The organism is Paenibacillus sp. RC334, assembly GCF_030034735.1.
In the GTDB taxonomy this organism is placed as follows: Bacteria; Bacillota; Bacilli; order Paenibacillales; family Paenibacillaceae; genus Paenibacillus; species Paenibacillus terrae_A.
In genome coordinates, this window is record NZ_CP125370.1 from 2,644,255 (window position 1) to 2,656,452 (window position 12,198).

9 protein-coding genes are annotated in these 12,198 nt (G+C 45.1%); 7 read left to right on the forward strand and 2 right to left on the reverse strand.

Features of this window, described 5'->3' with window-relative positions; translation table 11 throughout:
• Position 1 precedes the first annotated feature (1 nt).
• Positions 2–1,777, reverse strand: coding sequence for a sensor histidine kinase (locus tag QMK20_RS12215; RefSeq protein ID WP_283655920.1), 1,776 nt, complete (start codon positions 1,775–1,777; stop codon positions 2–4).
• The gene (locus tag QMK20_RS12220; RefSeq protein ID WP_283655921.1) at positions 1,774–2,526 is read right to left on the reverse strand and encodes a response regulator transcription factor; all 753 of its coding nucleotides are present in this window, start codon (positions 2,524–2,526) and stop codon (positions 1,774–1,776) included. The genes QMK20_RS12215 and QMK20_RS12220 overlap by 4 nt, the downstream gene beginning before the upstream one ends.
• Positions 2,527–2,740: 214 nt before the next feature.
• On the opposite strand from QMK20_RS12220, the gene QMK20_RS12225 reads away from it, so the two are divergent.
• The 7 genes from QMK20_RS12225 to QMK20_RS12255 all read left to right on the forward strand — a co-directional run bounded on the left by QMK20_RS12225 (position 2,741) and on the right by QMK20_RS12255 (position 12,176).
• The gene (locus QMK20_RS12225) at positions 2,741–3,760 is read left to right on the forward strand and encodes a peptidoglycan DD-metalloendopeptidase family protein (RefSeq protein WP_283655922.1); all 1,020 of its coding nucleotides are present in this window, start codon (positions 2,741–2,743) and stop codon (positions 3,758–3,760) included.
• Positions 3,761–3,989: 229 nt separating this feature from the next.
• Positions 3,990–5,717: an alpha,alpha-phosphotrehalase gene (treC, locus tag QMK20_RS12230; RefSeq protein ID WP_283656258.1), complete on the forward strand. Its 1,728-nt coding sequence runs from the start codon at positions 3,990–3,992 to the stop codon at positions 5,715–5,717.
• Between the two features lie 97 nt (positions 5,718–5,814).
• Positions 5,815–7,854: a PTS system trehalose-specific EIIBC component gene (treP, locus tag QMK20_RS12235; protein WP_283655923.1), complete on the forward strand. Its 2,040-nt coding sequence runs from the start codon at positions 5,815–5,817 to the stop codon at positions 7,852–7,854.
• A 60-nt stretch (positions 7,855–7,914) separates the two neighbouring features.
• Positions 7,915–8,673: a trehalose operon repressor gene (treR, locus tag QMK20_RS12240; RefSeq protein WP_283655924.1), complete on the forward strand. Its 759-nt coding sequence runs from the start codon at positions 7,915–7,917 to the stop codon at positions 8,671–8,673.
• 130 nt (positions 8,674–8,803) lie between these two features.
• Entirely contained in the window at positions 8,804–10,222 is a 1,419-nt protein-coding gene (locus QMK20_RS12245; protein ID WP_283655925.1) for a glycoside hydrolase family 1 protein, read from the forward strand.
• Between the two features lie 203 nt (positions 10,223–10,425).
• Entirely contained in the window at positions 10,426–10,977 is a 552-nt protein-coding gene (yfcE, locus tag QMK20_RS12250) for a phosphodiesterase (protein WP_283655926.1), read from the forward strand.
• A gap of 167 nt (positions 10,978–11,144) precedes the next feature.
• Entirely contained in the window at positions 11,145–12,176 is a 1,032-nt protein-coding gene (locus tag QMK20_RS12255) for an agmatine deiminase family protein (protein ID WP_283655927.1), read from the forward strand.
• Positions 12,177–12,198 lie beyond the last annotated feature (22 nt).

Below are 12,198 nucleotides of genomic sequence, written 5' to 3' on the forward strand. Positions count from 1 at the left end.
ATCAGCTTTCACTGTTAGCCATAACGTCATGCCAAATAAGGCGAATGACCGTGCCTTTCCCTAAAGCCGTGTCGACCGTAATTTGCCCTCCCATGGCTTCAATCAGCCCTTTGGATACAGCCATACCAAGACCTGTCCCATTCGGCGTAGTTGAGGTATTGGTTCCTCGGTAATAACGCTCAAATAATCGGCTTACCGTATTTTCATCCATTCCTCTCCCGTTATCAGCAAATTCAATCGTGAACCCTTTACCACCTTCGCTGGATATAACCGAGACGGTAAGTGTCGTTTCAGGCGGATTATGAAGCAGAGCATTGGCAGTCAAATTGTTAATGACCCTTTCTAGCCAAGGCGTATATAGCTTAACGAAGATGTCGACAGGAGCAGGCCGGAACAAAATGGCTTCTTCCTTATAAAAAGGGTCGGTACCCACCCGCTCTAACGTTTCCCGTAGCCAGCTATTCAACTCAATTTCCTCAGATTCCGGGGGACGGGCACCGCTTTTTAAGCGATAACTCATGGCAAGATCATTAATCAACATATCCATGTGCGCGGATTTTTCCAGCATTGTACCCGAAAATTTACGAACTTCTTCTGCGGTCCAATCATATTGCGGCTCAGCCAGTAAGTGAGCGTAACCTTTGATGGAAACGAGCGGTGTTTTCAGATCATGGGTGATCCCGGCAATCCATTCCTCTCTGAGACTATCGGTTTGCTGACGCAGTACCTGATCTCTTTGCAGCGTACCTGAGAGCTTATCAATAGAATCCATCACATCCGCAAAAATGAGGTAACGTCGCTTCCATTTGCCTGAACCCAACCGGCTGCGTTGAATGCCTCTATGATCAACAGGCTCTTGATATACGGATTTACCGAGTGCATCGAGCCAGGAGAGCATATGAAGTAACGGGACTCCGAAGCGATGCGCCTGCCACAGTGAGAGAAGCAGGAATAAGAGAAAAATAGCTGAGAACATGGCGACTATGGACTTTAGTATCGTTCTTTCTTCCTCAGGAGGAAGCCAGCTATTGCCTGTAGCAACACCGCCAGCATTTGGAAGACTAATGACCCATGTACGACCCGTTTCTTCCATATATTCGGAGGAAAGGTGGAAGCCGTATCTTTCACTGTACATGGTGCGAAGGGAAAGCTCCTGAAGAGTATAGGCTGTCGGTGCAGATGTTGGACGATTGTAGGAAGCAAGCTCCGACCCGGTTGCATCCAGTAACTGTATGTAGCCACCAAGCTGCTTGAGACGGGCAGTGACTTCATGGGGCAATATCAGCTTTCCATTCGAAGACAATGTTCCCTGACTGCTTACTGTTTTTAATAGGGTTCCCATAGGATTAGGCTGACCATATAGCAGTGTGAAAGTTCGACCATCTTTCTCCTGAACCCAAAGAGAAAGCCCATAGGGGAAGGAGCGGGTACCTGTCCAATAAGAGACGAACTCGCCGGGTGCATATTTCTTCGGTACATCTTGCGGTGTATTGTAGGACTGATTCACCTGCCCGTTTTCGTCAAGACTTTGCAGCCAGCCGCCGTTTTTCTTGACCTGCTCTAGCAAAAGTGGATCAAAGTGTATGCCGTCCTTGCCTATTTCGGAGGACGCTACAAGCTGTTCTAATCCAGTAGAGGCAAAATCATTGGAGAGGCGGATATCGACTAAGCGTTGATACGCCCAAAAGAACGTAACAGCAGCAATCAGGAACGCAAAAGCTTCAGCGGTAGCCAACTGTAGCACGAATCGCATCATTAGCTTGCGTTTAATATTCATAATCGTTGGGAACTCCCTATTTTCGCTTGTACGAGCTTATAGCCAAGTCCTCTAACATTTACGATAAAGCTTGGATTGGCAGGATCAGGTTCAATTCGTTCCCGGATGCGATGAATATGTACCATGACGGTATTGTCATCGCTTAATGCTTCTTCTCCCCAGACGGCTTCATATAGCTCGCTTTTGCTGAAAATTCGATTGGGGTTTTTGCATAAGAAAAGCAATAATTGGAAGACTAGCGCAGGACAGGCTACGACTGTTTGCTCAACACGAAGCTCACCGGCTGTTTCATCGATCTGAAAATGTCCATAGTCATAAATGGCGTTCATTTTGCTGGAGGGCTGTGCAGATCCAGATTCTTTGGTTGTATTATTAACGGTCAAGTAACGCCGTAGTTGTGAACGTATGCGTGCGACAACCTCTAACGGATTAAACGGTTTGGTAATGTAATCATCGCCGCCAACAGCGAACCCAGTCAGCTTATCAAAATCAGATTCCCGAGCGGTTAAAAATAAGATGGGAGCATCCGTCGTTTGACGGAGAAACGGACATATTTCGATTCCACTGCGTCCTGGCAACATGACATCTAATATGATCAAATCGTAGATTTTTCCTTCACAGGCAGTAATGGCCGCTTCACCTGTCATCACTGTATCGACATTCGTGTAGCCTTCCTTATATAGGACGGTCAGCATGAGTTCAAGAATGGATTGCTCGTCGTCGACAAGTAAAATTGCCGCATTGTTCATGCTTTCATTCCTTTCTTCTCTATCTTTATTCCTTCCATAATATCATGATTCCTCAGGGATGAACGAAGCGTTGTCTTAACGGAAGCTTAATTGTGCTCTGCAGATCTGAAAAAGAGTTAAGGCTTAGTTAAAGTGATGTTACACGGGATCTAAGACCGTCTTGTTAGAATGGGTTAGATAAAATAATAATATACACAAAAACGGGGGTGCAGCAGTGAAGAAGGCAACTAGAAAGAACAGGATAGAAATCTTCCACTATGGCAAAATGGTACTGGTGGCAAGTGCGTTTGCTGCTTTTATAACGGCATGCGGAGGAGGAGGGGGGAACTCGGAAGTGGCCAAAGATATACCGAATGAAACAACAAATACAAAGGACCACACGGTGAAGCCAGAGGAGGTACCGGAAAAACTGCTTGAGGGCAAGTATGCGGAGGTTTATGACCAATTCAGCAATGAGTTTAAACAACAACTGAGCGAAGCCGATTTTGTAAAAATGGCTCCTGATTCTCTAAAAGGTGTTGATTCATTTAAGCAGGCGTCAGTCATGAAACTCAATGGCAGCGAACAACGTTCATGGATAAGCGACTCAGGGAAAATAGGCCTGATCACTGTTTTTGATGAGAAGGGAACTATATTGGGGCTTCAGGCCAAGAAACTTTCCCCTTCGCCGGAAACAGACAATCGCCTGACCAAAATCAAATACGATTGGCCATTGAAGGGGGAATGGTTTGTTACCTGGGGTGGAACCAATGCGCTTGTGAATTACCACTATGAATATGAAAGCCAGCGATATGCCTATGACCTTATACAGAAAAAAGATGGCTATTCCTATAAAGGTGATCCGCTGAAAAATACAAGCTATTATGCTTTCGGCCAACCGATTCTTGCGCCGACAAGCGGAACCGTGGTCTCGGTTGTAAATAACATTCCTGATAACGAACCTGTCGGCGTGATGAACGAGAAGGTGCCTGCCGGGAATGAAGTTGTGATTGACCATGGCGGGGAATATAGCGTGCTAGCTCATATGAAGAAAGGTTCTGTTAAAGTGAAGGTAGGGGATAAGGTGAAGAGTGGCGATGAAATCGGGCTACTTGGTAATTCAGGCAATTCCAGCGAAGCCCATCTTCATTTTCAGGTGTCAGACGGTGCAGATTTATTCAAGTCTCGTTCGATCAACATCAATTGGAAGAACCGAATTACTCCTGTGCAGGGAGAGACAATAACAGCCGAGTAATTTCAAAAAAATTCAAACTCTCAGACAAAGGTTGATCTTCAGTTTTATGATGATCAACCTTTGTTTTTTTGTTATCCGACAACAAGTTATTGAAAAATATCGTCCTCATTACAAATCAGAATGCGATTTTAAATCTGTTGACAACTTGTATATACATGATATATTTTTGTATATACAAGAAAGATGAAAGCGTTATAATGTTTAATTTAGGGAGAAAGGAACGAGTATGATGCAAGCGATAAACAAAGCTTTGATTCATCAAGATACGGACTGGTGGCGCAAATCGGTGGTCTATCAGGTTTATCCCAAAAGCTTTAGTGATACAACGGGTAATGGAACAGGTGATATACGAGGATTAACACAAAAGCTGGATTATTTATATGAACTGGGTGTTGATATTATCTGGTTACAGCCGGTTTATGTCTCCCCGCAGCGTGATAACGGGTATGATGTAGCCGATTATTGCAGGATCAACCCCGATTTTGGGACTATGAAGGACTTTGAGGAATTGAGTCAGGAGATCCAAGCGCGTGGAATGCGTCTGATGATAGATATTGTAGTAAATCATTCTTCGACAGAACATGTCTGGTTTCAGGAGGCACGACAATCAAGGGATAATGCATACAGGGACTATTACATTTGGCGTGATCCTGCACCCGATGGCGGGCCCCCTAACAACTGGAAGTCTAAATTCGGTGGACCCGCTTGGCAGTATGATCAAACAACAGATCAATATTTTCTAACCCTGTTTGACAAGACTCAGGCAGATCTAAACTGGGAAAATCCGAAAGTACGTCAGGAAGTCGTAAATCTACTGGAGTTTTGGGCTGAAAAGGGAGTCAGCGGATTTCGGCTGGATGTGATTAATTTAATTTCCAAAGATCAGCGATTCCTGAGTGATGATCGCAGCACTGCTCCTGGCGACGGACGCAAGTACTATACGGATGGTCCGCGCGTACATGAGTACATTCACGAATTATATGAAAAAGTATTTCAAAAGTATAATAACGTGACTGTGGGTGAGATGTCCTCTACGTCGCTGAAGCACTGCATCCGTTACTCCAATCCAGAGAAAAAAGAATTGTCCATGACCTTCAATTTTCATCATTTGAAAGTAGATTATCCGAAGGGTCAAAAGTGGGAACTGATGCCCTATGATTTTGAAATGCTGAAAAGCCTATTCTCGGAATGGCAGATTGGCATCCAACAGGGTGGCGGCTGGAGTGCATTATTCTTTAACAACCATGATCAGCCACGAGCGATCTCCCGTTTTCTAGATGATGGCGTATACCATGCCGAAAGCGCTAAGCTACTGGCGACCACACTACACGGACTTCAAGGAACGCCCTATATATTCCAAGGCGAAGAAATTGGTATGGCCAATCCGAAATGGTCAGATATCGAAGAATTTCGAGATGTAGAATCTCTAAATATGTATCGTATTCTGCAAGAACAGGGTAAGAGTGCTGAAGAAGCATTAAATATGATCCGGGAGCGATCCCGTGATAATTCGAGGACGCCGATGCAATGGGATGATAGTCCAAATGCGGGGTTCACTTCAGGTACTCCTTGGATCAAGGTAGATGAGCGTTATCCACAAATTAATGTGCAGGCCCAGTTAAAGGATCCGAACTCCATCTACCATCATTACCAAAAGCTGATCAGACTGCGCAAGACGGTGCAAGTCATTACTGATGGGAATTATCAGCGACTGGACGAGGCCCATCCTCAGATATATGCCTACCAACGCAGCAATGAAAAGGAGACTATGATCGTCATCTCTAATTTTAGCGGGCAGGAGGCCAAATTCCATATACCTGATTCATGCTACTTACAACTAAAAGATCAGGCATTGGTTTCTGCTGAACTGTTAATTGGCAATACCGAGCAAGTGCCGGAATTAAAGCAGTCTATCACATTGTCCCCATATGCTTCCTATATGTGGCTACTTCGTTAGACGCAGTTTATAGTGTGGCAACAACCAATAGCCCCGGGTTCCTTACTGTCATGGCGACCGGGGCTGCTACTTCATTAAAATTAAGGGAGTGAGTTAAATGCCGATTGAAAGAGCACAGGTGGAACGAATTATAGAAGCCGTTGGCGGCAAAGATAATATTGAGGCTGCTACCCATTGTGTAACCCGTCTGAGGTTTGCCCTCTATGATGACAAACTGGTCGATAAAAATGCATTGGATCAAAATGATTTGGTCAAAGGCCAATTTTCTTCACAAGGACAGTATCAGGTCGTCATTGGGCCAGGTCTGGTTGATAAGGTGTATGACGAAATGATTGCAATTACAGGCGGCAACCGGGCTTCCAAAGATGATGTTAAAAATGCGGCCAGCAAGAAACAGAATCCGATTCAGCGTGCCATCAAGACACTGGCAGATATTTTTATTCCTATCTTGCCCGCGATTGTGACCGCAGGCCTGCTGCTTGGAATTAACAATATTCTGACGGGTCAGGGAATTTTCTTCGAGGGAATGTCTCTGGTTCAGGTCTATCCTCAATGGACTGATTTTGCTGCTATTATTAATACCATCGCCAGCACAGCTTTTACGTTCTTGCCCGCCTTGATCGGATGGTCGGCAGTTATCCGATTTGGTGGCAGCCCATTACTCGGGATTGTACTTGGTCTGATTCTGGTTCATCCAGACCTGCTGAGTGCTTACAATTATGCAGATGCAGTGACTAAGGGAACGGTTCCGGTATGGAATCTGTTTGGCTGGGAAGTGAACAAGATTGGCTATCAAGGACAGGTTCTGCCGGTTCTTGTATCCGCTTACGTGTTGGCACAAATTGAAAAATTCTTGAACAACAGAATAGCTGATTCATTTAAGCTGTTATTGGTCGCGCCGATTACATTATTAATTACGGGATTTCTTGCATTTACGGTTATCGGACCGGTTACTTTTATGATCGGCAATGCGATTACGGGCGGTCTTGTATACGTTTTCTCTCTGGCTCCTGCGCTGGGAGGGCTGATTTATGGAGGTCTTTACGCGCTGCTCGTCATTACGGGAATGCACCATACTTTCTTGGCCGTAGACGTACAATTAATTGGAACACAGGGCGGGACATTTCTATGGCCAATGCTGGCGCTTTCCAACATTGCTCAAGGTGCTGGTGCATTGGCTATGATGCTGGTATTAAAGGATCAGAAGGGCAAAGGGCTGGCCTTTACTTCATCCGTGTCTGCTTTTCTGGGTGTCACGGAACCGGCGATCTTTGGGGTAAACATCCGTTATAAATATCCATTTGTGTTCGGAATGATTGGTTCAGGTATTGCGGGTGTCTTGCTGACGGTGAATCATGTTATGGCTTCTTCAATCGGTGTTGGGGGTATTCCAGGCTTCCTGTCTATTTTCCCTATGAACTGGGGCGTGTTCTTCATTGGAATGGCGATCGTGTTAATTCTGCCGTTCAGCTTAACTTTAGCGTATGGAAAATTATTAAATAAGCGCCAGCAACAATCAGATCTTACTAAGGAAGAGTTGCCAAATGCTAATCATTCAACTTCTTCATTCACAAATCAGAACAGTCCAGCTAACATACCTGCCGAGACAAAAGGAACTGACCATAAGACTTCCGCGCTCGATGTACTTGAAGTCATGACTCCGGTTCGGGGACGTATTGTGCCTCTGGAACAGGTTCCTGATCCGGCTTTTGCCGATCGTCAGATGGGACAGGGAATTGCGGTGCAACCGGAGGAGGGTAAAATTTTTGCCCCTTTCAGCGGAAAGGTCATCCATATTATGATGAAGAGCAAGCATGCCCTGATTCTGGAACATGCGTCAGGTGTACAGATTCTGGTGCATGTGGGCGTTAATACCGTGTCACTGAAGGGCGAAGGTTTCACTATGCATGTGAAGACAGGCCAAACAGTTGAACAGGGACAATTGCTGATGGAATTCGACCGTGATCTAATCCAGGAATCCGGATACCCGGTTATTACACCAGTAATTGTTCCGGATGGTCAGGAAATGATTGAGTCCGTTGAAGAACTGCCAGGTGAGGCGAACGCTTTGCAATATATCTCTATGAAAATTCACTTAAAGCCTTTATCTGTAGACAAGAATAAACCACAAACTTAAAAAGCATACAGGTCGCCAAATTAAAGTGAAAGAATGCTACAATAAACGTGGTGATGATAATTGACAACGAATATTTTTCTGCAAATTTATCAGGATTATTTGGAACGAATCCGGGCAGGTGAATTAGCCTCAGGCACGAAGATGCCCTCTGAAAATGAGCTGGCCAGGGAATATAATACTTCCCGTGAGACCGTACGTAAGGCACTTCACTTGCTTGCGCAAAATGGGTATATCCATAAAATAAAAGCTAAAGGCTCCTTTGTACTGGATATCGGGCGTATGGATTTTCCAGTTGGCGGATTGGTCAGCTTCAAAGAGATGTCCGAACGAATCGGGCGTAAATCACGTACGATTGTGCATGAGAATCGCCTGATTCCGGCTTCAGACGAGATAGCCGGTCATCTTGAGCTCGACAAGCATAGGCATCTTGTCTGGGAAGTGATTCGCGCGCGTGAGATTGAAGACGAATCCGTTATTCTGGATAAAGATTATTTTCGATCAGACATTGTGCCTGTGCTTACCAAGGAGATTAGTAGCGGATCCATTTATGAATATCTGGAGAATGAGCTTCATCTTCAAATCAGTTATGCTAAAAAAGTAGTATCCGTAGAAGATGCAAGTGAAGAGGATCATAAGTTGATGGATCTCAACGACTATATTCACGTGGTAGTAGTGCGTAATTATGTCTATCTGGAAGAGACCACCTTGTTCCAGTACACCGAGTCAAGGCATCGGCTGGACAAATTCCAATTTGTCAACTTTGCCAGACGTGCTCACGGGGAAGAGAAAAAGTCGGATCTATCCAGAAACCCTGTTTAAAAAAACACTTGACATGAAACGCGTTACAAAACTTAGAATCTAAGATAGAAACACTTTATAACACATTAGCATAAGGGGACAAGGTCCTTCCCTGGTTAATGAAAAAACATAAGTAAAGGCGGAGAGAACAATGAGTATACAATTTCCAAAAGATTTCCTGTGGGGCGGCGCAGTTGCTGCTAATCAGCTGGAAGGCGCTTATCAAGAAGATGGAAAAGGCTGGTCTATTCAGGATGTAACCCCTCGTGGTGGTTGGGGACCCATTACGGATGTGCCAACAGAAGATAATATGAAGTTGATTGGTATTGATTTTTATCACCATTATAAAGAAGATATTAAACTTTTTGCAGAAATGGGTTTCAAGGTGTTCCGGACCTCTATCGCATGGTCGCGTATTTTTCCTAAAGGGGACGAGCTGGAGCCTAACGAAAAAGGACTGCAATTTTATGATGATTTGTTTGATGAACTTCATAAATATGGAATTGAACCGCTCGTTACATTATCTCATTATGAAACACCGCTACATTTGTCCAGAGAATACGATGGTTGGGTAAACCGCAAGCTTGTTGATTTTTATGAGCGCTATGCTACAACGGTATTTAACCGTTACAAAAATAAAGTAAAATACTGGTTGACATTTAATGAAATCAACTCCATTCTTGAAGCTCCATTCATGAGTGGCGGGATTAGCACACCAAAAGATCAGCTTACTAAGCAAGATCTTTATCAAGCCATTCACCATGAGCTTGTGGCGAGTGCAAGAGCGGTAAAAATCGGTCACCAGATCAATCCTGATTTCAAAATCGGATGTATGGTGCTGAGTATGCCTACTTATCCGCTGACACCTAATCCAGACGATGTGATCGCTGCGATGGAGTTTGATCACAGAAATATGGCCTTTGCAGATATTCATGCCAGAGGTCAATACCCAGGTTACATGAAACGTTTCTTTAGAGAAAACGGAATCTCTATTCATTTTGAACCAGGAGATGCCGAAGATTTGAAGCATACCGTTGATTTTATCTCGTTCAGCTATTACATGAGCACTTGTGAAACGGCTGACGAAGCCAAGAAAGCGAAAGGTGAAGGCAACATCCTCGGTGGTGTCAGCAATCCGCATCTTGAGGCAAGCGAGTGGGGCTGGCAAATTGATCCGCAAGGCTTGCGTTATGTACTGAACACATTCTATGACCGCTTCCAAAAACCACTATTCATAGTTGAAAATGGTTTGGGCGCCGTTGACGAGCTTATCACCAATGAAAAAGGCGAAAAAACCGTTGAAGATGACTATCGGATCAACTATCTGAATGATCATCTGGTTCAAGTTGGCGAAGCTATTGACGACGGAGTAGAAATTATGGGCTATACGTCTTGGGGTTGCATCGACGTTGTTAGTGCATCGACAGCTCAGCTTAAAAAACGTTATGGCTACATTTATGTAGATCGTCATGATGATGGAAGCGGCACACTTGAAAGATATCGGAAGAAATCGTTCCATTGGTACAAAGATATTATTTCGACCAATGGTGCAAGCTTGCGACGGAAATAAGATGCTGCTTGCTTGATCAAGGCAGCAATTCAACGAAAAAGGATTTTATACAGCGACCGCTTCCTGCTATTGTACAGGGAAGCGGTCGCTTAGTTTTGTTTGCATCACGATCAGGCACTTAGCTGATAATTTTATTACTGACGAGCGATTGTCAGAAAGGCTATGATACGGTGAGAAGCATATCCAGAAAGGAATGAACCATTATGAAGCTTATGTTTGTATCGGATATTCACGGCTCGCTGCACTGGTTGCAGCTGACACTGGAAAAGTTCAGGGAGGAAAAAGCAGACCGTCTTGTCCTGCTCGGAGACTATATGTACCATGGACCGCGTAATCGGCTACCGGAAGGGTACAATCCGGCGGAAGTGGCCGCTGTGCTGAATCAGTACAAGTCTCATATTGCAGTGGCTGTACGCGGTAACTGCGATGCAGAAGTGGATCAGATGCTGCTGGAGTTCCCGATGATGGGCGATTATGCTTTATTGTACCATGAAGGTCGGCGCATCTATGTCACGCACGGACATGGTTTCAGCATTGGGAACTTACCACCACTGGAAACGGGGGATGTGTTCATCCAGGGACATACCCATATTCCGGTAGCGGATGTGGAAAAGGGCGTCTTTGTGCTGAACCCCGGTTCGATAGCGTTGCCGAAGGAAAACTATCCTCCATCCTATGGGATATTGGAGGGAGTGCAATTCACGGTTAAGGATTTTGATGGCGACACGATTAAAACGATCATATTTTCAATGTAATTCATTTTAGCTTGAACGGGATTCGATCAAAACTTTTTCGATCTGATTGAGACAAAGATCATATTATTGTATGATAGGAACGGAGTCTGTCCGTCTTGTTTATTAGACAACGTTTTCCAGTTACAGAAAAGACTTAACATTATGATGAAGAAAGAGAGCTTCAATACATGCAAATTAAGGATTCACATTATAAGATGCCGCCTGAATGGGCGCCGCATGAACGTACGTATATTTCCTGGCCTGTACAGTCTTCCATGGTTTACCCGGATATGCATGCCGATGTATGCATGGGCTACGCTGGAATTGTACGTGCCATGGCTGAGTTTGAACCAGTTACCGTGGTCGTAAATCCAGATGATCTGGAGAGCGTCCAGGCACTTGAGCTCGGGGAACGGGTGGAGCTGCTTCCAATAGAGCATAGTGATGCGTGGCTGCGCGACAACGGTCCTACTTTTCTAACGAATGAGCATGGACAGTTGGCAGGTGTGAACTGGAAGTTTAATGCCTGGGGCGGCAAATACGCTCCGTGGGACCTGGATGATCAGGTAGCGCCGCAAATTTTGGACAAGCTTGGATTACCGAGGCTTGATGCACCGCTTGTGATGGAAGGCGGCTCGCTGCACGTAGACGGCGAAGGCACATTAATTACAACAGAAGAGTGTTTGCTGAATCCGAACCGCAACCCGGAATTAAGCAGGGAAGAAATCGAACGGTATGTGTGCGAATATACAGGCGTTGAGAAGATTATCTGGCTGAAACGTGGACTTAGTGGCGACGAAACGGATGGGCATGTGGACAATATTGCTTGCTTTGCTGCTCCTGGCAAGGTCATTATGCAAGTATGCGATGATCCTATGGATGAAAATTACCAAATCACGCAGGAAAATCTGCGCATTCTGGAGCAGGCAACGGATGCAAAAGGCCGCAAGCTGGAAGTGATCCAAGTCGGGCAACCTCCGCGCGTGGATTTTGACGACAGTCGGTTGACGCTGAGCTATATCAACTTCTATTTTGTGAACGGCGGCATTATTTTGCCCGTGTTTGGCGGCACTGCTACTGAAAGCGACCGCGCAGCCGAGCAGGTGCTGGCAAATGTATTTCCTGAACGTACCATTCGTACCGTGGACGGCATGGCGGTCATCCGTGAAGGCGGTAACGTACACTGCACTACCCAGCAGATGCCCGCTGTAAATAATTGATCTATATAAATCCAAGAGGAGG

What these genes read in the sequence shown, in the direction of transcription:
- QMK20_RS12215 (WP_283655920.1), bottom strand. Translation starts at nt 1,777, where the DNA reads ATGAATATTAAACGCAAGCTAATGATGCGATTCGTGCTACAGTTGGCT.
- QMK20_RS12220 (WP_283655921.1), bottom strand. Translation starts at nt 2,526, where the DNA reads ATGAACAATGCGGCAATTTTACTTGTCGACGACGAGCAATCCATTCTT.
- treC (WP_283656258.1), top strand. Translation starts at nt 3,990, where the DNA reads ATGCAAGCGATAAACAAAGCTTTGATTCATCAAGATACGGACTGGTGG.
- treP (WP_283655923.1), top strand. Translation starts at nt 5,815, where the DNA reads ATGCCGATTGAAAGAGCACAGGTGGAACGAATTATAGAAGCCGTTGGC.
- QMK20_RS12245 (WP_283655925.1), top strand. Translation starts at nt 8,804, where the DNA reads ATGAGTATACAATTTCCAAAAGATTTCCTGTGGGGCGGCGCAGTTGCT.
- yfcE (WP_283655926.1), top strand. Translation starts at nt 10,426, where the DNA reads ATGAAGCTTATGTTTGTATCGGATATTCACGGCTCGCTGCACTGGTTG.
- QMK20_RS12255 (WP_283655927.1), top strand. Translation starts at nt 11,145, where the DNA reads ATGCAAATTAAGGATTCACATTATAAGATGCCGCCTGAATGGGCGCCG.